Here is a 21,982-nt window from a genome sequence, read left to right as displayed (position 1 = left end):
TTCCTCCGAGTTTCTTCGACCGACTGGGGGTGCCTCGGCTTGCGGCGTAACCTCAACTTTTCAAACCGCCGGATGCGGACCCGCATGTCCGGTGGTGTGGGAGGGGACCGGCGAAGAAACTCGCCGGCCCCTATCCCGATCCGACACTCCGGTCGGCGCCGGTCCGTTGTGAGCCCGGGCGGCCGGCCCCTTATGCGGCAGTCCCGGGCCGGAGATCGGGCTCAGGGCGTGGCTCGCCGCGCGAACTGGTTGACGAACTCCACGTCGGCCTGGATGATCCACTCCAGGCGCGCCGCGTTGGCCTGGACCCGGGCGAGCACTCCCGGCGCATCCTCGGCCTTGAAGCCGCTGGCCAGGAGCATGGCGCGCAGTTCCGCCTGGGTCTCGGGCCGGGCCAGGAGGCCGCGCCAGGCGGCCGCGGCCGGGAAGTAGTCCTCGGCCCGGTTGAGGCTGCGGCGCGAGAGCCAGGGCATCTCAGCCGCGATGCCTTCGTCCGGGATGCGCGAGACGACCGGCCTGTGGGAGGAGAGGGCCTGCTCGAAATCGATGAGCGCGGCGCGGCCGCCCTCCTCGTAGAGCACGTTGCCCTCATTGACGTCGCCCAGGCCGAAGCTGTGCACCAAGACCGCGAGGGCCGCGCGCTGGGGCAAGGAAAGCCTGGTGTCCAGGTAGGACCTGCCGCCGGGGCTGCGCTCCATGACCATCAGAGCCTCGCCGCCGCCCAGGGGATAGGCCACGGAGGCCGGGGTGTCGAAGTAGCGGCCGAACCAGCGGCGGACGACGCGGCGGATGAAGACCTCGTTGCGGATGATCTCCGCGCTGGAGCGCTTGCTCACCAGGACCCGGCCGTCGGGCAGGTTCAGCTGGCGCACCTCGGTGTTGAGCTTGCCTGGGTCGTCGGAATGCAGGTTGAAGCGCTCCTTCACGGTCTGCGGGTCGAAGCCCAGGCGCTTGCGCGCCTCCTGCGGAGCCAGCCAGGAATCGTCCAGGCCCTTGGCGGCGCGGCCGGGCGAGAACTCCAGCTTCGGAGCGGCCGGTGCCGCGCGGTCGGCCGCGGCCAGAGCGGCGAAGGCCGGCGCGAGCGCGGGCTCGGCCGCGGCATCGCTCACGACCTTGGCCCAGGCCTCGGAGCCGGGCCCCAGGCGCCCGCGCACAGCGGCCAGGAAGCTGCCCGGGTCGGCCTGGCCGGGGGCGAAGAAGCCGCTCTGCAGGAGCTGCTTGAGCGTCTCGCGCGGATGGGCCATGCGGAAGCCGCCGCCGTCTACGAGGGTCCAGGCGCTCTCCCAATGGTTCCAGACCAGGTTGCCCGGGGCCAGGTCGCCGGTGTAGCCGATGGCCAGCAGGCGCGCGGCCAGCTCGGCCAGGTTGTCCTGGGAGTGCTGGCTCAGCGGACCGCGCTTGAGCAGAGCCGCGCCGGTCTCCCCGGGCACCACCTCCTTGACCACGACCAGGCCGTCCTCGCTGCGGGCCGCGAGCCGGGCGTGCGGGATGTCCGTGAGGTCCAGGAGCTTGAGGGCCTCGGCTTCGGCCCCGTAGTAGGGGATGTCCTTGAACTCCGGATGGATGAGCTTGACCGCGTAGCCGTAGCGGCCGCCCTCGGCCCGGTACACCACGGAGCTGTTGCCTTCGCCGAGCCGGTCAGCGAGCGTGAAGCTCCGACCGCCCACGCGGAGCTTGTCTCCGGCGCGGCCGGGCCAAGGCGGGACCTGGTCGCCGCGCTTGAGCAGGCCGCCCAGCCACCGGCCCAAGGAGAAGGGCTGGGCCGTCACCGGGGCCGCATCTTGGGCCGGGGCGGCCTGGGCCTGGTCGAAGACCACCCGCCCGGCCTGCGTGAGGGACTCTTCCGATTCGGGCGCGTCCCCCGGCTCCGCCTGGGCGGCAACGGCCGAGGTCTTGACGCCCTCGGCCAACTGGACCGCCGGGGACAAAGGCGCGGCCGCCGTGAGCCCCGGCGCCGGCGCGGGCAGGGGCGTCGGCGTCACCTGGGGCGCGAGCAGGGGCGCGCGCAAGGCCGGGGCGAGCGTCAGGCCGACGGCCGGGATCTGAAGCTGGACCTTGGGGACCGCGAGGTCCGAGCCGACTTGGCCGGAGAGATGCGCCTCGGTGACGGCTTCCGCAGCCGCGCGCGAGGTCGCGGCCCGCGCCGGGGCCGCGGCCAGCAGCAGGGCCGCCAGGAGGCATCGCTGCGCGCCCGCGGGGAACATATCCTTAGTATAGATGGAAGACACGCTCTACGCCAGTGCGCGGCTGGCGAGGTCCTGCGCTCGGTTGACTTGCCTCGCCAGCCATTGTATCCTCTCTACAGGACGACGCATCAACCCGGGACCGGGAGACAGGATAAAATGTTCAGCCCACCGACCAAAATACTCTTCACTTGGCTGCTCCTTGTGCCAATCGTCGTCTACAACATCCGCTGGGCCTTCGCCGTGTATGCCGCGGACAAGAAGCTGTGGAAGGTGCTCCTCCACACCACGGGGGTCATCTGCCTCGGGCTCCTCATCGTGGACCTGAGCCTGTTCTGTCTGCGCATCCAGTACGACCAGTTCCAAAGCCGCATATCCCAATTCTCGGTCGCCAAAGTGGAGCCCCAGCCCGGCCTCCAGGCCGCCCGACCGGCGCCCAAGCCGACCCGGGCCGCCCCGGCTCAGCGCAAGCCCGGCCCGAAGAAGTAGCGGGCGGAGTCAGCGGCGGCTCGCAACGAGGATGCGCGCGCTGCGGGGCTCCAAGCGCAGGTCCAAAGCCCGGCCTGGGACGTGGAACTCCTCGCCGCCGAGCGCGTCGCGCCAAGCTCCGGTCGGCGCCCCTTCGGGAAGTTCGAGCGCGCGCCGCTGGTGCAGGCTGGAATTATTGAGCGCCACCAGCACGCGGCTCTCCGGAGCCTCCCTCAGGAAAGCGTAGACCTCCCGGTCCGCGAAGACCTGGCGCTGGCTCCCCGCGGTGAGGGCGGGCGTCGCGCGGCGCAGACGGATGAGGGCGCGCAGGTCGGCGTGCAGTTCGGGGGCCGCGCCGAAGCGCATGGGCCCCCGGTGGTCTCCGTGGGTCCGGCCCGGCATGCCGGACTCGGTGCCGTAGGTGAGCACCGGTATCCCGCGCCAGGTCATCAGCAGCGCCAAGGCCATCCTCAGGCGCGGCAGGGAGGGCTGGGCCTCGCTGGCGAAGCGGCTCATGTCGTGGTTGTCTATGAAGGGGGCCAGAAGCTCGGGCCGCGCGTAGGCTCGCTCGGAGTGCGCCAGGTCGGAGAACCAGCGCATGTCGGTCGGGCGGCCAGCGCAGAGCTTGCGCAGGATCTCGTTGAAGAGCATGGTGCGCCACTCGCGCCGAAGCTCGCGCAGGCGCTGCAGCAAGCTCGCGCCGGGCTCCTCGCTGTCGCGGCTCAAGGCGCTGCGCACCGTGTCGGCGAAGGGCACGTCGAAGAGGGAGTCGATGCCGTCCTCGCGCTGGTAGCGCGCGATGTAGCGCGGGATGCCGCGCAGCACCTCGCCCAGGAGCAGGAAATCCGGTCCGGCCCGGGCGTGGAGCTCGCGGCTGAAGCGCTTCCAGAAGGCGGCGGGCACGTGCTTGACCGCGTCCAGGCGGAAGCCGTCCACCCCGGTCTGCTCCCGCCACCACAGCGACATGTCGATGAGGTAGCGCGCGACCTCGTCTTTCTCCTGGGCGAAGTCGGGCAGGCCGTGCAAGGAGCCGCGCTCCAGGCTCTTCTGGTCGAACCAGCGGATCTCGCCCCCGTGGTGGAACCAGGCGCGGGTGCGCGGGTCGCGCGCCATGGGATGGTCGTAGCCCGCGTGGTTGAGGACCATGTCGAGCAGGACCTTGAGGCCCCGCCCATGGCACTCCCGCACCAGCTCCTGGAGCTCGGCCAGCGTCCCGAAGCGCGGGTCGACCGCGTAGAAGTCCACGGGCCAGTAGCCGTGGTAGCCGTCGCGCTGGTTCTGGTACACCGGGCTCAGCCAGAGGGCCGTCACGCCGAGGTCTCCGAGGTAGTCGAGCTTCTCGCGCACGCCCGCGAGGTTGCCGCCATGGAAGGGGGGCTCGGGGGGCAGGGCCGGGTTCCCTCCCCGGTGGAAGCGGTCGATGAGGATCATGTAGACCACGTCCTCGGTCCAGGGCCTTATCATGAGCTGTCGTCCTTCTCCCGGCCCCCTTGGGGGCCGGGATGAGCTATTATATCGCAGGTGGGAGCGTTTCTGAACTTTCGGACTCGGAGGGATGATGCGTAGGAGATTCCTGGGCGCTCTGGGACTCGCGGTCTTTCTGTCGGCTCCGGCGGCGGCGGCCGATGGAGGCAAGCAGGGTGCCTGGGAGTTGGGCGCGTACGGCGGCCAGGGCTTCCTTCTCGACGACTACGGGACGGACCATCTCAAGGACAGCGGTCTCGTGGGCGGCAGGATCGCGTACTGGCTCGTTGCCAGCATCAGCCTTGAGCCCTCCTATCAGTGGCTGTTCACCAAGACCGATCGCGCGTTGCGCGCCAATGACGGCGCCTCGATCCAATCCTTCCGGTTCGACCTGCTGTATCACTTCCTGCCCGGGAAACCGTTCCGGCCCTTCCTGGCCTTGGGGCCGGGCTGGGAACGCACGGTGGTCGGTCAATCCTACACCTCAGACGACCTGGGCGTGAACGCCGGCCTGGGCTTCCACTGGTTCTTCACCGACTGGCTCGCCCTGCGGGTCGACGGCCGCTACATCTATACGGAGATCGACAAACTGGCTTCCGAGCGCCAGCACAACGTCGAAGCGACGGGCGGGGTGTCGTTCTTCTTCGGAGGCCGGCCGCCGGCGGACGCCGTCCGCGCGCCCGAGAAGCCGATCGACTCCGACCATGACGGCGTGCCCGACGGCATCGACCAGTGCCCGGACACGCCGGCTGGGACCGAGGTCGACGAAAAAGGCTGCCCGGTGATCGTGGACAGCGACGGCGACGGCGTCCCGGACCCCGCGGACAAGTGCCCCGACACACCCCGGGGGACCAAAGTGGACGAGATGGGCTGCCCGCTGGTGACCAAGTCCCGCGGCGTCTTGCAGGGGGTGGTCTTCGAGTTCGGGAAGGCCGCGCTGACGTCAGGCTCCCAGGAGGTTCTGGAGTTCGTGGCGCAAGAGCTGGCCGAGTTCCCGGACGTGAAGGTGGAGGTCCAGGGACACACGGACGACATCGGTCCCGATGCCGCCAACGTGAAGCTCTCGCAGGCCAGGGCGCAGTCCGTGGTCGACTACCTCGTGTCCCAGGGCATCGAGAGGGACAGGCTGGTGGCCAACGGTTACGGCCCCTCCGTGCCGATCACGGACAACAAGACGCCGGCCGGCCGATTGATGAACCGCCGGGTCGAGCTCAAGTGGCTCGAGAAGTAGGGGCGAGCGTCACACGCGCTTGAGCGCGATGCCCTCGATGATCTGGGCCACGCGCTCGGCGCGGTCGATCACCGCCTCGATCCGGTCGTAGACGTGGGACCACTTGACGATCTCGAGCACGCCCTCGGGCCGGGAGGCGGGCAGCTCGTAGAGCTCGCCCAGGCCGACCAGGAGGAACCGGTCCGCTTCCTCCCGCGCCTGGGCGACGCCGCGGACCTGCGCCTCCACGCCCTGGCCGCGGTTCATGATCCGGAGCATCTGTTCGATCGCCGAGGCCATCGCCACGATGTCCGCGGCCAGCTCCCGGGCCGGGCCGCGGACCTGGCTGAGGCCGTAAAGGCCGACCCGGACGGCCACGGCCTTGGCCGCCTGGATGCAGGAGGAGAAGGCGAGGTTGAGCTCGTGGATGTCGTCGCGGTCGCGCGGCAGGAGGAAGGTGAGCGAGAGCTGGCGGGCCACCTCGCGCGCGCCCGCCTCGGCCGCGCCCGCGACGGCGTGGACCCGGGAGCATTTCTCGGAGATATCGCCGCCGTCCTGCAGGACCGCGGCCAAGGCCGCGGCGCTCTCGGCGAAGAGCCGCGCCTGTTCGCAGAGGAGCTTGTGGAACGGGAATGACGGGCTGAACAGGCTGTCCGCGTCGCGTTTCAAGGAGCGCCTCCTGGCCGTTTGCCCAGCCGCCTCGAGAGCCCGTCCATGTAGACATAGAAGACCGGCGTGATGTAGAGGGTGAAGAGCTGGGAGAAGAGGAGCCCGCCGACCACGGCGACGCCGAGGGGCTGGCGGGCTTCGCCGCCCGCGCCCAGGCCCAGGGCGATGGGCAGGGTGCCGAAGATGGCCGCCAGCGTGGTCATGAGGATCGGCCGGAAGCGCGCCAGGCAGGCCTGGGTGATGGCGGCCTCGCTGCCGAGCTGCTGGGAGCGCTCCGCCTCCAGAGCGAAGTCCACCATCATGATGCCGTTCTTCTTGACGATGCCCACCAGCATGATGATGCCGACGTAGGCGTACATGTCGAGCTCCATGCGCAGCAGCCACAGGGCCGCCAGCGCCCCGAAGCCGGCCAGCGGCAGGGCGGTCAGGATGGTCAGGGGGTGGATGAAGCTCTCGTAGAGGATGCCCAGCACCAGGTAGATGAGGACCACGGTGACCACGAGCAAGAAGCCCATGCTGGACAGGGAGGACTGGAAGGCCTGCGCCGTGCCCTGGAAGCTCGTGCTGATGGTCGCCGGCAGGGTCTCGTGGGCGTAGCGCTTCAATTCCTCGATCACCGGGCCGATGGACTGGCCGGGCTTGAGGTTGAACGCGATGGTGGCGGCCGGGATCTGCCCCGAGTGGTTGACCGAGAGGGGCGAGACGGTCTCGGTGACCCGGGCCACGGTGCCCAGGGGGATCAGGCTGCCGCCCGAGGACCTGATGTAGAGCTTCTGAAGGGAGAGCGGCTCCTGCCGGAACCGGGGCTCCACCTCCAGGATCACGTAGTAGAAGTTGGTCGGGGCGTAGATGATGGAGACCTGCCGCGCCCCGTAGGCCGAGTAGAATGCGTCCTGGACCTGCTCCAAGGTCACGCCCAGCAAGGAGGCCTTGTCCCGGTCCACCTCGATGGCCAGCTTGGGCTTGCGGATCTCCAGGTCCGACTTGACGTCGGTCAAAGCCGGCATCTTGCGGATCTTGTCCTCCATCAAGGCGCCGTGCTTGTAGAGGTCGTCGAGGTCGGTCGATTGCAGGGTGAACTGCCACTGGGCCGTGGCCAGCCGCGAGCCGATGGTGATGACCGGAGGGTTGACCAGCGAGACCACCAGCCCCGGCACCGCGTTGAGCTTGGGCCGCAGGCGCGCGATGATCTCGTCGACCGAGTGCCGGCGCTGGCTGCGGGGCTTGAGGCTCACGAAGACCAAGGCCTTGTTGTCGCCGCCGAAGCCCACGATCGAGCAGAACTCGGCCGAGGCCACGTCCGGGTCCTGGAGCAGGGCCTCGTCCAGGAGCTCCTGGTGGCGGGCCATGTCGATGTAGGAGGTCTTGTCGTCCACCTGGGAGAAGATGCGGAAGAAATACTGGTCCTGGGTGGGCAGAAAGCCCTTGGGCAAAGCCTTGAACACGAGGATCATGGCGACCGTCACCACCGCCGTGAAGATCAGGGCCTGGCGGCGGCGGCGCATGGTCCAGGCCAAGGACCGGGCGTAGCCCTGGCGCATGGCCTCGAAGCCCCGCTCCAAAGCCGAGAAGAAGCGGCCCTGCGAGGATTGGGTGAAGCCCGCGAGCAGTCGGCTGGCGAGCATCGGGGTCAAGGTCAAAGACAGGAAGCCCGAGCACAGGATCGCGGCCGTGATGCACACGGAGAACTCCCGGAACAGCCGGCCCAGGATGCCGCCCATGAACATGATGGGCACGAAGACGATGGCCAAGGACACGGTCATGGACAGGACCGTGAAGCCGATCTCGCGCGAGCCCCGCAGCGCCGCCTCCTCGGCGGTCTCCCCCGCCTCCATGCGGCGGATGATGTTCTCCAGGACCACGACCGCGTCGTCCACCACGAAGCCGATGGAGAGGGTCAGGGCCATGAGGGAGAGGTTGTTGAGGGTGTAGCCGAGCAAGCCCATGAGCGGGAACACCGCCACCAAGGAGAGCGGCACGACCAGGCTCGGGATGATGGTCGGCTTGAGAGCCCGGATGAAAAGGAAGATGACCACCACGACCAGGACGATGGTGGCGACCATGGTGAGCTGGACGTCATTGATCGATTCCCGGATGAAGTCCGACTGGTCGTAGACGAGGTCCAGGTCCACGGCCCCGGGCATGGCCGCGCGCAGGGCCGGGAGCTTGGCCTTGATCCGGTCTGCCACCGCCACGGTGTTGGCCCCGATCTGCTTGCGCACGCGCAGGACCAGGCCCAAGTGCTTCTTGCCGCCCTTGTAATAAGTCATCCCGGTGCGGTCGTTCTCCACCCCGTCGATGGCCCGCCCCAGGTCCTGGATCCGCAAGGGGTAGCCGTTCTGGTAGGCGACGATGAGCGAGTTGAACTCCTTGGCGCTGCGCAGTTGGCCGTTGGAGTCCAAGGTGTAGGCGGAGCGGGGGCCGTCCAGGGTCCCCACGGGCATGTTCACGTTGCCCTTCTTGAGCGCCGAGGCCACCTCGTCGATGCCGATGCCGTGGTCGGCCAGGCGCTCGGGGTTGACCTGCACACGGACGGCGTACCTCTGCGGCGGGACCGAGTCCACCAAGGCCACGCCGTCCACGGAGGAGAGGTGCGCGATGAGCACGTTCTCCGCGAAGTCGTTGAGCGCGGTCACGGGCAGGCTCTCCGAGGTCACGGCCAAAAAGATGATGGGCATGTCCGCGGGGTTGACCTTCTGGTAGGTCGGCGGGTTGGGCATGTTGCGCGGCAGCACGCCCATGGCCGCGGCGATGGCGGAGTTGACATCGAGCGCGGCCGCGTCGATCTTGCGGTTCAAGGAGAACTGGATGTTGATGGTGGTGGAGCCCAACGTGCTGGCCGAGGTCATGGACTCGATGCCCGCGATGGTGGAGAACTGCTTCTCCAGCGGGGTGGCCACGGTGGAGGCCATGGTCTCGGGGTTGGCCCCGGGGAGGTTGGCCGTGACGCTGACGGTCGGGAAGTCCACGTCCGGCAGGTTGTTGATCGGCAGCTGGCGGTAGCTGAGCAGGCCGAAGAAGAGGATGCCGCCCATGACCAAGGTGGTCATGACCGGACGGCGGATCCAGCTCTCGGAGAGGTTCACGGCCCCTCAGCCGGTCCGGCGCGTCATGAGCCGGCCTTTCCTGCCGAGGCCTCCGCGGCCACGGCCTTGACCTTGCGGCCGTGCTTGAGCTTGTTCTGGCCGTCCGTGACCACGGTCTCGCCGGGCCGCAGGCCCCTGCTAATCACGGAGAGGAGCCCGCAGGTCTGGCTCACCACGACCGTCCGCAGTTGGGCCGTACGGTCGGGAGCCACGACGAAGACGTAGGCGCCCTGCGGGTTGGTCTGCACGGCCTCGGTCGGCGCGACCAAGGCGTCGGGCAAGGTCTCCAGGAGCAGAACGACGCGCACGAACTGGCCGGGCCAGAGCGCGGCGTCCTGGTTGGGGAACTCGGCCTTGAGCCGGATCATTCCGCTGGTCTTGTCCACCGAGTTATCCAGGAAGGAGATCTTGCCCCCGTCGCGCTGCAAGGTGGTCTCCGGCACGGAGACCGACACGGCCGGCGCGGCCGAGGCGATCAGCTTCTTCAAGTCGAGCAGATGCTTTTCGGGCACGGAGAAGGCGACCTTCGCCGGATGGGTCTGATTGACCACGACGAGCGGGGTCTTGTAGGCGTCCACGACCGCGCCCTTGTTGGCTAGATAGTTCCCGGCCCGGCCCGAGATCGGGGAGCGGATCTCGCAATAGGACAGGTTGAGCCTGGCCTGCTCCACCGCGGCCCGCCCGGACTCGACCATCTGCTCCAAAGCGGCGCTCGCGGACTGGTTCTTCTCGAAATCGGAGCGGGAGGCCACTCCGTGCTCGAAGAGGTAGGCGAAACGGCCGGCCTCGGCCTTGTTGTACTTGAACAGCACCTCGTCTTTGACGAGCTGGCTCTCGGCATCCTTGAGCTTCTGCCGGAAGGGGCCGGGATCGATGCTGAAGAGCAGATCCCCGGCCGCGACGGCCTGCCCTTCGCGGAAATGGCGCTCGAGGATCTCGCCGGACACGCGGGAGAGGACGGTCACGCAGTTGTAAGCTTCGATCGCGCCGACCGTCTCGACGGTGACCGGGACGCGCATCCGTGAGACCTGGCCCACCCGGACCGGGACCTCCGGCAGCGGCGGGGCCTTGGCCTTCGCACAACCCGACACCAGAGCCGCTGCCAGGACTGCCCGGCCCAACGCCTTCATCTAGGCTTGGGAGGCGCCGCCTTCAGCGGGAGGACGAGGGTGAAGGTGCTGCCCTCGCCCAGGCGGCTCGTGACGCTGATGCTGCCCCCATGGGACTCCGCGATACGGCGCACGATGGCCAGGCCCAGCCCCAACCCGCCCACCTCGCGCGTCAGGCATTCCGCCACCTGGTAGAAGGCGTCGGAGAGCTTGGGCAGCTGGTCCTCCGGGATGCCGATCCCGTGGTCGGTGAAGGAGATCAGGACCTTCGCCTCTTTGCGCTGGACCGCGATGAGGACGCGCCCGTCCCCCCCGCTGAACTTGGCGGCGTTGAGGAGGAGGTGCTTGCAGGCGTTCTCCATCAAGCCGGCGTCAAGGAGCAGCGGGCCGAGCGAGGGGTCGCAGGAGATCTCGACGGCAAGGTTCTTCTCCCTGAAATTCGGCTGGAGCCGGGCCACGAGAGTCTCCAGGAGCCGCTTCAGGTCCACCTCGGAAAGCTCCACGCCGACCTCGCTCTCCTGGAGCTTCGCGTAGAGCAGAATCTCCTCGATCTGCTCCTGGAGGTCTCCGATCCTGCGGCGCACGAGCTTGACCAGGCCCCGGCCCTTCTCGCTCAAGGACTCTTCGCCCAGGGATTCCGCGGCGAGCAGGGCCACGGCGATGGGGGCCCGCAGCTCGTGGTGGACCCTGCCCAGGATGCCCTCCTTGAGGCGCTCCACCTTCTGGAGCTCGTGGTAGGCGGCTTCCAGCTCCGCGCGCATGATCTTCTCGCGGCCGAGCTCCTCGGAGAGCTGGCGCTTCTCCAGGACGCGCTTCACCACCGAGGCCAGGAACTCCTGGGAGAAGGGCTTGGTCAGATAGTCGCAGGCGCCGCTCTTGAGGCCCGGGCCATGATCACGTCGGTGGACGGCGAGCGCCGCTTGATCTCGGCCACGAGCTGGGCGCCGTTGATGGAGCCGGGCATGTAGATGTCGGTCAAGACGAGGTCGAAGCTCGCGGACTCGAGCCTGGCCCGGGCGGCGTCCCCGCCGGGGAAGAGCTCCACGTCGCAGCCCAGCCGGGAGAGCGTCGCTCCGCAGGCGTCCCGGACGCTCTCATCGTCGTCGACGATCATGACTTTCGGACGCGGCGCGCCCGGGCTGCGCGAGGCTGAGGTCTTAGGGTCCACTTTTTTGTCCCGCTGCGGGCCCCTGGGGGCCCGCTGGGGCTATAATACAAAACCCGGAGTCAAATAACGCCGATTTCCCGCTACGACCCGATTCCCAAAAGGGCTTTCCACCACGGCCGACGGGGGGCGGGGGCGGGGGCGGGCTCGGCTTCAGCATTGTGGATCGGCAGCGTGAAATAGAAAGTGGAGCCCTTGCCCTCCGCGCTGGCCAGCCATATCTGCCCCCCGTGCAGATCGACGAGCGACTTGACGATGGCCAGGCCCAGTCCCGTCCCGCCCGCGCGCATCTCCTTGTTGCCGATCTGGACGAACTTCTCGAATATGCGTTCCCGATCGGCGACCGGGATGCCGCAGCCTGTGTCCCTGACGGCGAACTCTATCCAGCGGTCCGGCTCGGTCTTGGACCGATAGACCGACAGGACGATCGCCCCCTCGGCGGGAGTGAACTTGATGGCGTTCGACAGAAGATTGATCAGGATCTGGACCGTGCGCTGAGGATCGGCCCAGACCGGGGCCAGCTCGGGCTCCAGCGCCATGGTCAGGTGGATCTTCTTCGAGGCCGCCCAGGGTTTCAGGCTCTCGGCGGCCTCCCCCGCGATCTTCGCTGGGTCCGCCGGCCTGCGATAAACGGTCATCTGCCCCGACTCGATCTTGGAGAAATCAAGGATGTCGTTGACGAGCCTGCCCAGGAGCTGGAGGTTCCGAAGAGAGCCCGCGAAAGTCCCCTCCTGCTTCTCGTCGAGCTTCCCCTCGAATTGGGACCTGAGGAATTCGAGCGCCGCCTGGGTCGCGAAGATAGGGGCCCGCAGTTCGTGGGTCATATGGGCCACGAATTCCCGCTTCACCTTCTCCAATTCCCGGTGCTTGGCGAGGTCCGTGAGCGCCAGGACCACGCCGACCACCCGGCCGGCCTCGTTCTTCACGATAGCCCAGGACGACTGGATGGTCTTCTTGATGTCGTCGGAGCCTTGGACCTGGATGTCCTTGTTCAACGGACGGTCCGCGGAGCCCTGGATCTCCGAGGCCATGGCCACCACGCGCTTCTCGTCGGCCCGGGATGTGATGGGCTTGCCCGCGACCTCGGAGAACGGCGCGCCGTAGATCTCCTCGGCCGCGGGATTCATCAGGATGACCTTTCCCTCTTGGTCGACGATGATGATCCCCGCGCCCACGTTCTGCAGGACGGACTGGGTCCGCTCGCGCTCGAATTCGACGAGGCTCTTTTCCTGGTGCATCATCTCGGTGGCTTGGACCACCATCTGCGCCATCTCGCGGCGCAGCTGATTGATGATCAGGTCATAGAGCTTGGCCTGCTCGTCCGAACTCCCGGCCACCTTGCGGATCAGTATCTGCAGGGCCGTCTCGATGGGCTGCCCTTGAAGCGAATTCCTCAGATCCGCGCCCTCGGCGCCTTCTCCGGGGGCCGGGGTCGGCTCCGCCGCTTCCGGGGCCGCCGGCGCCTGCGGGTCGTCAGGATTGACCTGGGTGTAGACCGCCTCATTGAACCCGATATTTATGACACCGCGCTCGGAGAGGAAGCCCGCCAGGTCTATGGCCGCGTCCGACCTTTGCGCCGAGAGCTCGCAGAAGGCGATCAGCTCCTGGGACGTCAAACCCGCCCGGAAGGTGATGCTGGCGAGCTTCAAACGGCTGATGAGGCCCAAGACGGGGCCGCCCGTCTGGTGCACCAGGCCGATGATGTGCCCGTTGGCCAGCCACCTGTCCTCGTCCCTGGAAAAAACGAGCTCCCCGCCCGGACTCTCGGCGATGGCCTGGGCGATGGCGTCCTCGCCTCCCTTCAATATGACGGCCACCGAAGGGTGGCTCGGCTCATAGAGGCCGAGCTCCACCATGGTCCGGCTCAGGGCCTTGAGCGCCTCAAGGCACGAGTTCTCGAACGTGCTCTTCTCGGGTTCTGTAGCCATTTTCAGGTCCCAGGCACCCGGCGATGCCCGAAGTCGCTATAATAACATACCCGGAGGGCATATGCCTCGTATTTTTGAGTATCGCCGCCGCGTGGCTGGTGCTGAGATCGACGAGCTCGGCCACGCCAGCAACCAGGCCTTCTTGGCTTGGATGATGGAGGCGGCCGCGGCCCACTCCGCGGTCCAGGGCTGGCCGCCGCAGCGCTACCTGTCTTTGGGCGCGGCCTGGGTGGTGCGCCGGCATGAGATCGACTACCTGCGCCCCGCCCTCGCCGGAGACGACCTCCTGGTCCGCACCTGGGTCTGCGGCGCGCGCCAGGTCACCTCGCAGAGGCGCTACGAGATCGTGCGCACGGGCGAGGCGGGAGCTCTGGCCCGGGGCCTGACCGTATGGGCCTGGGTGGACCTCAAGAGCGGCAAGCCCGCGCGCATGCCGCCGGAGGTGCTGGGAGCCTTCGAGGTCGTGCCGGACCAGGCTGTATAGATCGCGGCCACCCTCCTTCGTTACTGATCGCCCCTCCCGACTAGTGCGCGTCCACGACGCCGTATCTCGGCGCGTAGATGATCCGCATGCTCGCCTTCTCCTTCATCCCCAGCCACCAGCCCTGCTCTATATAGCCCCTGACGACGCTGGTGAACTTGATGGCGGCGGAATTATAGGGCTGCAGGTGCATGCGCCTGTTGATCTCGGGGTCGCCTATATTCACGGCTTCCACGGTCAGCACGTTCGCCCCGGCGATGAGGTCGAGCTGGAGCGGCGCAGGCGGGTGGAATCGGCGGGCGTTCTTCAGCACTAGGTTCTCGTAGACCAGCCGGCCGTTCAGGTAGATGTTCACCGTATCATCGTCTTCATAGTTATCGTCCCACACGAAGATCTGTATCCGGGCCTTGTTGACGGTGATATCCGAAAGGGGCGGGGGCTTCTGAGCACGGAGCTCGTTGGTCTTGATGGGCTGGTCCTGGACGACCGGGGGAGGGCTGGGCTTCGGATTGAGGTCGTAGAGGTGCGGGACCGTCTGGAATCGCCGCCTCGGCCTCGGCGCGAGCTGGGCTGCGGTTCGGGCGGCGGGCCGGGCCGCCGTAGGCGCCGCCTCCTGCGGATAGGGCACCAAGCCGTCGGAGCCGCCCGCCTCGCGGACCGGGGCGGCGTCTTCCGAGGACCGGAGCGGGCCCGGCTGCGGAGCGGGCGCTGCGACTGCGACGCGCGACGGCATCCCGCCGGGGGACTGCGGCCCGGTATTCCGGGCGACGGCCGCGCTCACGCCAGGAGGCGCCGCGGGCGGGGTCAGGACCTGCCGGATATCGTCTTTGAAGGCGATGCCCGCGGCCAGGGCCGCCGCGAAGACCGCGGCCGCAACCGTCCCTATCCGGCTGCGGCTGGCGGGGCGCCATCGTGACCCGGTCCCGCGCGGGTCGCGGCCAGGCTGCGGCGTCGGCGCGCCGGGTCCCGGTGAAGGCTGGTCGGCCTGCGGCTCAGGGTCCATATAGGATCGCGGTCAGACCAGAGTATATGCCGCATCGAGGGCGAGGGTCAAGACGACGACCGGTCCGACTTCGGGCACCCGAGGGTACCCGAAGTCGCTATAATGACATACATGGAAACGCCCCCCAGTCCCCCCGCCGGCCCGCCCCGTCAGCCGGACGAGCGGCGCGACGCCCTCGAGCTCGCCGCCGCCTCCGTCCTGGTCGGGCTCGCGGCCTGGGCCATCGACCGCGCTCTCTTCCACTTCGGACACTTCTCCTGGCGCCTCGCCCCGGACCTCCTCATGCAGGCCCTCTTCGTCCTGGCCCTGAGCGCCTTCTTCGCCTCCCGGGCCCGGATACTCCTCGTCCAGCTGGTCCTCGACGTCTTCCTCTTCTCCCTCAACTCCATCAAAGTCCAGCTGATGCAGATCCCGGTCATCCCCACCGACTACCTCCTCCTGCGCGAGGGCGCGCACATCATCGGCGCCGACCCGCGCCAGAAGTTCTTCTGGATCATCGGGGCAGGGCTCATCGCCGCCACGGCCTGCATCGCATTCATGGTCGGCTCGTTCCGGAGGCCCGGGGTCAAGAGGCTGGCCCGGGCCGTGCCGGCCGCCCTGTTCTGCGCCGTCGTGGCGTTCCTCTACGGCCCCTACTGCGACGCCGTGGACCGGTTCGTCACCATCCCCTGGCCCGCCCAGACGGAGCGGGAGGAGTCGTTCGGAGTGTACTTCTCGTTCTCCATAGAGCTGGCCCGCCTGTTCTCGAACACCAATGGCATAGCGAGCCTCAAGGAGGTGGCGCGCGCAGAGGCCAGACTGCTCAGCGGTCAGCCCCGCGCCGCCGACCGCCCGGGCCGGCGCGCGGCGCCGCCGAAGCGGAACATCTATTTCTTCCTGACCGAGAGCTTCTGGGACCCGGTCCCGCCGGGCGCGGACCAGCCCTCCCCCAGCCTCCTCGCCCCGGAGTTCAACGCCCTCTGGAGCTCGGCGGGGCGCCAGCACATGCTCTCGCCCACCTTCGGAGGCGGGACCGCCGACGTCGAGTTCGAGGCCCTCTGCGGCATGCCCTCCGCGATCGTCTTCGAGGGGATCGTGTTCCAGAACGCCCTGCGCCGTCCCCTGCCCTGCCTGCCCCGCATCCTCGCCCAGAACGGGTACCGGACCTTCGCCTTCCATTCCAACTCGGGAGGCTTCTACAACCGAGACGTCGCCTATCACCTCCTCGGCTTCGACCGGTTCTACGACCGCGAGGCGCTGGACTCCTCCGAGAAGATCGCCGGCCAGTTCATCTCCGACCGGTCTTTGATCGAGCAGGCGGTGCGGACCGCCCGGCGGCAGGCCGCGGGCCGGCCCTTCCTCGCCTACGTCATGACCATCGCCGGGCACTGGCCCTACCGGTGGGACGACAAGCTCTACCCGAGGACCCTGGACGTAAGCTGGCCCGGGGACGAAACGCGCCGGCAGGAGGCCGAACGGCACTTCAACATCAACTACTACACCTCCGGCCTGCTGGCGGACTGGGCGCGCCGGATACGGAAGGAAGACCCGGACGCCATCGTGGTCATCACCGGCGACCACCAGCCGGGGCTGGCGTTCCAGAGCCCGGTCCCGGACGAGGCGCCGCTCCGGGCCTCGGGCGCCATGGGCCCCCGCTATTTCAAGACCCCGCTGCTGGTCCTGGACCGCGGCCGGGCCAAGCCCGCGCGCCCGGAAGAGAGCGCCTACGAGGTGCCCGACGACATCCTCGACCGGCTGGGCCTGCCCGACCAGGCCCGGTATCACATGCCGCTTTTCCGCAGGTCCGGCCGCGGCGGCGTGCGCCCCACCGTCAACGGCACGATCCTGCTCAACCGGGGCGAGGACTTCAAGGACTGCACCCCCCCCGCCTCAGATCCGGCCTGCTACTGGACCTGGGGCTGGCTGCGCGACGCCGACGTCGTCGCCACCGACCTCACTCTCGGCCCGCAGCACCTCCTGAATCCCTAGTGGGAGGCGCTCCAGACCACGTCCTCCCACGAGGACGGCACCCACGGCCGGCGCGTCACCGAGAAGGCCGAGTCCGGGATCTTCACTCCGGCGAGCTTGGCGGCCATGTAGCGGTGGTGGCCTTCGATGATCACGCGCCCGCCCCGGCCGTCCACGCCGAGGATGATCTTCTCCCCCCGGCTCCAATCCCAGCGGCCGGCCTTCATGCGCTGGGCGTATTCGGCCACGATCTGCGGACTGGCGATCTGCTGGCCGGGCTGGAGCTCGGCGCCCTTGAGCCCGCAGGCCTCCACGGGCCTCTTGAGACGCAGGACGCCGGACACGCGCATCGCCTCCTGGCTGATCTCGACGCTCGTGGGCCCTTGGCCGATGACTCTGGCGGGCTCGTCGGCCCGGCTCTTGCGGCCCAGCCCGAAGAACCCCCCTCCGGACGGGCTGGTCTTGGTGGGCGGCTCCTGAGCCGGCCGCCAGCTCGTGTCGGTCCTGTCGCTCTTGGTCTCCAAGGGCCGAGCGCTCGACGAAGTGGTGCGCTCGGCCGGCTTGGCCAAGGGCGGCGCGGCCTGTTTCAGCGGGAGCGTGGGCTGGGTCTTGGCGGGTATCTGCTTCCAAAGATGCTCGACGGCCGCTTTCTTGGCCTCCTCGGTCAGATTCTCGTTCTTGGAGACCCCCTTGATGAACGTGAGGATCACCTGCTCGTGCCGGGCGTCCCCCGGCTTGACCCCGGTCTTCTCGATCAGAGAATCGAGCTGGGTGACGATGCTGGGGCACTCCGACGCCGCGCCGGGCGAGGCGAGCAGCGCCCACAGGATCGCGGCCCACGCCATGGTCTTCACCGGCATGGGGCCCCCAGCTTGGCGGCTTCGCGCTCGATGAAGCTCACGGTCTGCGGAGACAGCCCGCGGTTCGGGACCACGATCTCCTCGGCCGCGAGCTTCCCCGCACTCGGCTTCTCCGCGGCCGCGGCGGTCTTGATCCCCAGCTTGCCCCGCAGCGCGGGCGCGCCCTTGACCATGGCGGTCGCTTCCTCGGAAGAGACCTGCGCCTTGGCGCCCAGCTTGAACTTGCCGATGGCCACGCCGGCGAGGACCATCAGGCCGAGGATCAGCAGGCTGCCCACGAACTTGCCGACCTCCTGCCAGGCTTTGGCGCGCTCCTCCGCGCTCTCGGCCTGCAGCAGGTGCTTGATCGCGCCGTAGGCGGCCTTGGTCAAGGAGTAGACCAGCGCCGCGGAAAGGACCAAGGCCAGGATGATGCTGACGACCTTCCAGATCGCGGCCGCCCCGCCGGTGAGCAAGGAAGACACCAAGGTGAGGCCCAAGCCGGCCAGGATCGAAGCCAGGTTGAGCAGGAGCCCTTTGGCGGTCCCGAACTGCTCCTTGACCGCGTCGCCCATCCCGGCCAGGAACGCCGCGCCGTTGCTGGACGGCTGGTCCGGGGCCGGGACCTGGCCCACGAGCGGCTTCTTGACGGGCTGGGCCGAGGCGGTGACGGCCGGGTCGCGCCGCGCGAATCCCGCTCCGGCCGGGGACGCGCCGGTGTCCGCGCAATGCCCGCTGTTGTCGAAGCTGCGGCAGTCGATCTTGAAGGAGCCGACGACCTGCTCGGTCCGGCCCAGTTCCTTGGCATGGCTCACCGAGAGAGGGTCGGCCGCGCCCGGCTTGCCGTAAGCGCCTGTCTCCGGGAAGGCCTTCCTGAAGGCGGAGAGCGCCTCCTTGAAGTCGGCGCCGAGCCTGGTCTTGGACTCCGGACCGCGCTGCTGCCAGAACAGGCGCTCGGAATCGGCCGCCTGGGCCACGGACTTGATGAGCGCCTTTAAAGCCGGTTCATCGCAGGCGGGGTAGAGGCCGGCCGGCGGGTGGAAGCTGGAGAGCTCGCCGGAGAGCGAATAAAGGGCTGAGGACGCGTCCTTATGAGCCTTCTCCGCGTAGCGGCCCTGGTTCAGGGAGCCGGCCGCGCTCTCCACGACCTTGATGCGGCCGCGGGCCGAATCCACCGCGGCCGCCGCGGCGATGGGGTCCGCGACGGCTCCGGCCGGTCCCGAGAGCAGGACCAGCCCGACCAGGGCCGCGAAAAGCGGCGGCAATCTCCGGTGAGGGGACATGGGGATAGGGGCCTAGCACTAGTATTGTCCCGGCATCCGGGGTTGTCAAGCCCACCGAGTGCGCCCGAGGTGTCAGGCCTATCAATGGCGCTGGGGCCAGTTGAAAGGGCTGATGGCGGAGCGGGTGGAGGCAGCAGGCGGTTCCGGGGCTGGGGGTTCTGCCATGCCGGGCCGAAGGCACTTTCCCGAGTACATGGCGTCGATAGCTTCGGGGCCGCCATCCGGAGCTTTGTTGCGGCTCGGAAAATCCTGTGAGTTGCGCTCCCGGGCCAGGGCGGCCCCGCAGACGAGCGACAACAAGAGGGAGGGAATCCGGAACAGAAAGGGATTCTACCAAACCCGGCGATGGTTAGCGGGGCCGGGAGGATCGGCATGCCGTCTTCCTGCCTGTTGCTGCTCTATCCTTGCGCCGAAGGGACCAGATCTGGGATGGGACCGCCACGACTCGGAGGCCGCGGTGGCGGCTAGGAACGACCTCGATCGCAACGAGCTGAGGCTATTGAGCGACTTCTTCCTCCCGTCGGTGAAGCTCAACAACAAGATCCGGATAGGATCCAAGCTTCCTCCAACTCGCCGATCACGCGGGACGGGGGATCGCGTTTACGGATCGCGGCGGGCGGGAGAGACGTCCGCGTCCGGCAAAGAGATCAGTCCCACAAAGCAGGCTTGCACTCCCTGCGTGTGGATCAAGAGGCTGCGGGACCGCCAGCCGAATTTTTCGACAGCATCCAGATAACGGATAATGCCGCTCTCATGCTCGTAAAGACCTTTGGTGACCAAATAATAACTACGAGACGATACGCCCCTTGCGGCAAGTTTGGCTGCTCCTTCCAATTGGCAAGCGTGCCAGGTGCCGGTCCAGGCCAACACGCGGCCAGTCTCTGGCTTTGACAGCAGTATATTGAGGCTCGACATCATTTGATTGTCACGATTCTGCAGTTCCTCATCGTCGCATTGTTTCTCAGACTTCTGCTTAACGCAAATACGCCACATCTTATCCTTCTCAGCCATGGCGAAATCGAGTGGCTCGATATGGATGCCTGCTTCTCGGGCAGATGCCAAAACCTTGGCGTATTCCTCGGGCATGAACCCGCGATCCTTGGGCCCCCAGTCCTTCATGAACGCTTCGACCAACTCCGCATCCTGCGCCTTGCGCTGCTCATAACGCTTCAGAAGAGAGCGTCGGTCCTCTCCCAGCATCTCGATGGCCAAATGCGTGATTCCGGCCGCAGCCGCCTCTCGTAGATGCAGGTCCAACTCCCGCTTAGGCCGGGCATCTGGATGGCGTTCGCCGAGGTAGATCAGGCGCTCCGGGCCAGCGAACACTTTCTGCCAGTCCAGAGCTTCGGCATGCGTTTTTACATGCGCGGCAATCAAAACGGGATCATCGAGATATCGGCTTGCGTCTGCCCCGGACACCGAGGCCCCGGTCAACTGGAGCTTGGGTAATTGCGGCAGTTGGCCGGAAGGATCGTCGCTTAGAGCGTCACGCAAAGCCTCTTGTTCGACCGGCGATAGGGACTTGTTGTGCTGATGTTTGCGCAGGGCATGCGCGCCAGCGATGATGAGCGCGACGGCGGCGACAAAACCAATGAGCCTTTTCATGAGGGAACGCCCTACTCAGCGGCTCAGCATCCGACAGAAATAAGTGTATCCTCGGGTACTATGACTGTCAAGGGTCCCGCCTTCACTTGGCCTTGATTGAAGCTGCCGGCTGATTCGCCGAGGATCAAGTTACTTGCCCGCCGCGTCGCCGGGCGATTGGGGATTGTTTCTCATGCACGCGGAGTTTGGATAGCTGAGGCTCCCGCAGTAGTTGAGGATGAATCACCAGTTGGTTGCTGGGCCACATTCGGATCCTCAGGCGGAGGGGGCACCATGAAGTGGCTTCATGGTTCTGCTCCAACTATAAGAGGGTAGATTGAGTTTTACTACTGCCCGGAGAAAGTTTATAGCTTCGCGCCCTCCCGCCATACTTCGAGTTGTAGATACAATGGACCCGCTTCGGTAACATCTTAAGTGATTCAATACGGTCGCTTGACGCTCCCTTGCGCAAGCGGTATAACTGGCCTCAGGCAGGGCACAAGATGCAGAAAGCATTGGCGGCCATGGCCGCGTTCCTGGCCGCACCCATCCTCATCCTGAGCTCCTCCGTGCACGCCGACACCATCCATCTTAAGAATGGGGGCGAGCTCAAGGGCGTCATCCGTAGTGAAACCCCGGACCAAGTGGTCCTGGACTTCGGCTACGGCACTACCGAGGTGAACAGATCCGATATCAAGGGCATCAGCCGAGATGTGCGGTCCAACAGCGCTCTGCTCCGCGAGAACCGAGAGCGGTCCATGGAAGCCGGGGACTTGTTCCCGCCCGGAGGGAAGGAACTCGCCCGCGCCATGAAAGCCGCTCTCCGCGCCCGCGAAAAGGCCCACGACGCACAGCGACGCAACGAAGAATTCCACGATGAATTGATCCGGCTTGAGTCCGAGCTGGCCGACATTGATCGAAAAGGTATCCCAAAGCCGGGTCCCTGCACCTCTGCCATCAACAGTAAGGTATCTTGCGATAATTCCAGCGGTTCCCCCGAGAGAGCCCAGTCCATCGCCAAGCAGAATGGCCTGCGAAAGACCAGATCGAAGATCGAGCATGACATCCGCGCCATGACCGTTCAAATCAAAGCCTACCCGAAGGCATACAAGAGTCTGCGGACTCTTGCCAACCGGAAGCTTCCCAAGCTGTGCCGCGCCCCTGCGGACGAGGATACCGGCATCTTCTGCTCCTGCGTAAAGCGTGTGCTAGCGCAGATGAGCGGGGATGCGTTCGAAGACGATGCGGCCCGGCAGGTCAAGCAAGCGCAGAAGGCCAGGCGGGTGGGGAAAAAACCCTTCGACCAAACCATCAGCCTGCAGGGGATCATATCTACGCCGGAAGGCAACAAGGCGATCATCAACAACAGCATGGTGGGCGAGGGCGAGTGGATCGGGACGACGCAGTTCAAGGTCGTCAAAATCACGCAGAACAGAGTAACCTTCTTTCATAAGGGCAAGACGTTCACGAGACGCGTGTCGCGGTGACGGACAGCGGTAGCGCGCCACCCCGAAACGATGCAGGCCGCACTCGATGTACTTGATGTCGCAGGCCTTGAGGCCA

General features: G+C 67.1%; 17 protein-coding genes. 5 read left to right on the top strand and 12 right to left on the bottom strand.

The window, feature by feature from the left end; translation table 11 throughout:
- Positions 1-221: 221 nt before the first annotated feature.
- Positions 222-2,204, bottom strand: a complete 1,983-nt coding sequence (locus tag NTY77_20115; GenBank protein ID MCX5797802.1) for a hypothetical protein — start codon at positions 2,202-2,204, stop codon at positions 222-224.
- Positions 2,205-2,387: 183 nt separating this feature from the next.
- On the opposite strand from NTY77_20115, the gene NTY77_20110 reads away from it, so the two are divergent.
- On the top strand, positions 2,388-2,672 hold the full coding sequence (locus NTY77_20110; GenBank protein ID MCX5797801.1) for a hypothetical protein: 285 nt from the start codon (positions 2,388-2,390) through the stop codon (positions 2,670-2,672).
- A gap of 9 nt (positions 2,673-2,681) precedes the next feature.
- On the opposite strand, the gene NTY77_20105 is transcribed toward NTY77_20110, so the two are convergent.
- Complete coding sequence (locus tag NTY77_20105; GenBank protein MCX5797800.1) at positions 2,682-4,115, bottom strand: alpha-amylase family glycosyl hydrolase; 1,434 nt, start codon at positions 4,113-4,115, stop codon at positions 2,682-2,684.
- A 94-nt stretch (positions 4,116-4,209) separates the two neighbouring features.
- Here NTY77_20105 and NTY77_20100 point away from each other — a divergent pair, with 94 nt between their 5' ends.
- Positions 4,210-5,346, top strand: a complete 1,137-nt coding sequence (locus NTY77_20100) for an OmpA family protein (GenBank protein ID MCX5797799.1) — start codon at positions 4,210-4,212, stop codon at positions 5,344-5,346.
- Between the two features lie 9 nt (positions 5,347-5,355).
- On the opposite strand, the gene NTY77_20095 is transcribed toward NTY77_20100, so the two are convergent.
- The 6 genes from NTY77_20095 to NTY77_20070 all read right to left on the bottom strand — a co-directional run bounded on the left by NTY77_20095 (position 5,356) and on the right by NTY77_20070 (position 13,282).
- Positions 5,356-5,994 (bottom strand): DUF47 family protein, encoded by a 639-nt coding sequence (locus NTY77_20095; protein MCX5797798.1) that lies wholly within the window; start codon positions 5,992-5,994, stop codon positions 5,356-5,358.
- Complete coding sequence (locus NTY77_20090; GenBank protein ID MCX5797797.1) at positions 5,991-9,080, bottom strand: efflux RND transporter permease subunit; 3,090 nt, start codon at positions 9,078-9,080, stop codon at positions 5,991-5,993. Before NTY77_20090 ends, NTY77_20095 begins: the two co-directional genes overlap by 4 nt.
- A gap of 23 nt (positions 9,081-9,103) precedes the next feature.
- On the bottom strand, positions 9,104-10,210 hold the full coding sequence (locus NTY77_20085) for an efflux RND transporter periplasmic adaptor subunit (GenBank protein ID MCX5797796.1): 1,107 nt from the start codon (positions 10,208-10,210) through the stop codon (positions 9,104-9,106).
- The gene (locus tag NTY77_20080) at positions 10,207-11,007 is read right to left on the bottom strand and encodes a HAMP domain-containing sensor histidine kinase (protein MCX5797795.1); all 801 of its coding nucleotides are present in this window, start codon (positions 11,005-11,007) and stop codon (positions 10,207-10,209) included. Before NTY77_20080 ends, NTY77_20085 begins: the two co-directional genes overlap by 4 nt.
- Before the next feature lie 35 nt (positions 11,008-11,042).
- The gene (locus NTY77_20075; GenBank protein MCX5797794.1) at positions 11,043-11,357 is read right to left on the bottom strand and encodes a response regulator; all 315 of its coding nucleotides are present in this window, start codon (positions 11,355-11,357) and stop codon (positions 11,043-11,045) included.
- An 80-nt stretch (positions 11,358-11,437) separates the two neighbouring features.
- Positions 11,438-13,282 carry an ATP-binding protein gene (locus tag NTY77_20070; protein ID MCX5797793.1) on the bottom strand — a complete coding sequence of 615 codons (1,845 nt, stop codon included), beginning with the start codon at positions 13,280-13,282 and terminating at the stop codon, positions 11,438-11,440.
- Between the two features lie 91 nt (positions 13,283-13,373).
- Between NTY77_20070 and NTY77_20065 the strand changes: the two genes are divergently transcribed.
- The gene (locus NTY77_20065) at positions 13,374-13,766 is read left to right on the top strand and encodes a thioesterase family protein (GenBank protein ID MCX5797792.1); all 393 of its coding nucleotides are present in this window, start codon (positions 13,374-13,376) and stop codon (positions 13,764-13,766) included.
- A gap of 40 nt (positions 13,767-13,806) precedes the next feature.
- Here the strand turns inward: NTY77_20065 and NTY77_20060 are convergent, their stop codons facing one another.
- The gene (locus NTY77_20060) at positions 13,807-14,766 is read right to left on the bottom strand and encodes a hypothetical protein (GenBank protein ID MCX5797791.1); all 960 of its coding nucleotides are present in this window, start codon (positions 14,764-14,766) and stop codon (positions 13,807-13,809) included.
- A gap of 111 nt (positions 14,767-14,877) precedes the next feature.
- On the opposite strand from NTY77_20060, the gene NTY77_20055 reads away from it, so the two are divergent.
- Complete coding sequence (locus NTY77_20055) at positions 14,878-16,734, top strand: LTA synthase family protein (protein ID MCX5797790.1); 1,857 nt, start codon at positions 14,878-14,880, stop codon at positions 16,732-16,734.
- Here the strand turns inward: NTY77_20055 and NTY77_20050 are convergent.
- The 3 genes from NTY77_20050 to NTY77_20040 form a co-directional block, all read right to left on the bottom strand.
- Positions 16,731-17,573 carry a hypothetical protein gene (locus NTY77_20050; GenBank protein MCX5797789.1) on the bottom strand — a complete coding sequence of 281 codons (843 nt, stop codon included), beginning with the start codon at positions 17,571-17,573 and terminating at the stop codon, positions 16,731-16,733. The genes NTY77_20055 and NTY77_20050 overlap by 4 nt on opposite strands.
- A complete protein-coding gene (locus NTY77_20045) occupies positions 17,564-18,835 on the bottom strand; it encodes a hypothetical protein (protein ID MCX5797788.1) in 1,272 nt (423 codons plus the stop codon). The genes NTY77_20050 and NTY77_20045 overlap by 10 nt, the downstream gene beginning before the upstream one ends.
- Before the next feature lie 600 nt (positions 18,836-19,435).
- Positions 19,436-20,440: a ChaN family lipoprotein gene (locus tag NTY77_20040; protein ID MCX5797787.1), complete on the bottom strand. Its 1,005-nt coding sequence runs from the start codon at positions 20,438-20,440 to the stop codon at positions 19,436-19,438.
- Positions 20,441-20,922: 482 nt separating this feature from the next.
- Here NTY77_20040 and NTY77_20035 point away from each other — a divergent pair, with 482 nt between their 5' ends.
- The gene (locus NTY77_20035; protein MCX5797786.1) at positions 20,923-21,906 is read left to right on the top strand and encodes a hypothetical protein; all 984 of its coding nucleotides are present in this window, start codon (positions 20,923-20,925) and stop codon (positions 21,904-21,906) included.
- Positions 21,907-21,982: the final 76 nt, after the last annotated feature.

The organism is Elusimicrobiota bacterium (assembly GCA_026388095.1).
Lineage (GTDB): Bacteria > Elusimicrobiota > Elusimicrobia > UBA1565 > UBA9628 > UBA9628.
Note: the sequence above shows the minus strand (reverse complement) of the source record. Positions and strands in the feature narration are given on the sequence as shown.

Coding starts and splice junctions, on each gene's coding strand:
- NTY77_20050 (MCX5797789.1), bottom strand. CDS start 17,573: ATGCCGGTGAAGACCATGGCGTGGGCCGCGATCCTGTGGGCGCTGCTC.
- NTY77_20045 (MCX5797788.1), bottom strand. CDS start 18,835: ATGTCCCCTCACCGGAGATTGCCGCCGCTTTTCGCGGCCCTGGTCGGG.
- NTY77_20070 (MCX5797793.1), bottom strand. CDS start 13,282: ATGGCTACAGAACCCGAGAAGAGCACGTTCGAGAACTCGTGCCTTGAG.
- NTY77_20035 (MCX5797786.1), top strand. CDS start 20,923: ATGCAGAAAGCATTGGCGGCCATGGCCGCGTTCCTGGCCGCACCCATC.
- NTY77_20085 (MCX5797796.1), bottom strand. CDS start 10,210: ATGAAGGCGTTGGGCCGGGCAGTCCTGGCAGCGGCTCTGGTGTCGGGT.
- NTY77_20060 (MCX5797791.1), bottom strand. CDS start 14,766: ATGGACCCTGAGCCGCAGGCCGACCAGCCTTCACCGGGACCCGGCGCG.
- NTY77_20105 (MCX5797800.1), bottom strand. CDS start 4,115: ATGATAAGGCCCTGGACCGAGGACGTGGTCTACATGATCCTCATCGAC.
- NTY77_20100 (MCX5797799.1), top strand. CDS start 4,210: ATGCGTAGGAGATTCCTGGGCGCTCTGGGACTCGCGGTCTTTCTGTCG.
- NTY77_20040 (MCX5797787.1), bottom strand. CDS start 20,440: ATGAAAAGGCTCATTGGTTTTGTCGCCGCCGTCGCGCTCATCATCGCT.
- NTY77_20115 (MCX5797802.1), bottom strand. CDS start 2,204: ATGTTCCCCGCGGGCGCGCAGCGATGCCTCCTGGCGGCCCTGCTGCTG.
- NTY77_20055 (MCX5797790.1), top strand. CDS start 14,878: ATGGAAACGCCCCCCAGTCCCCCCGCCGGCCCGCCCCGTCAGCCGGAC.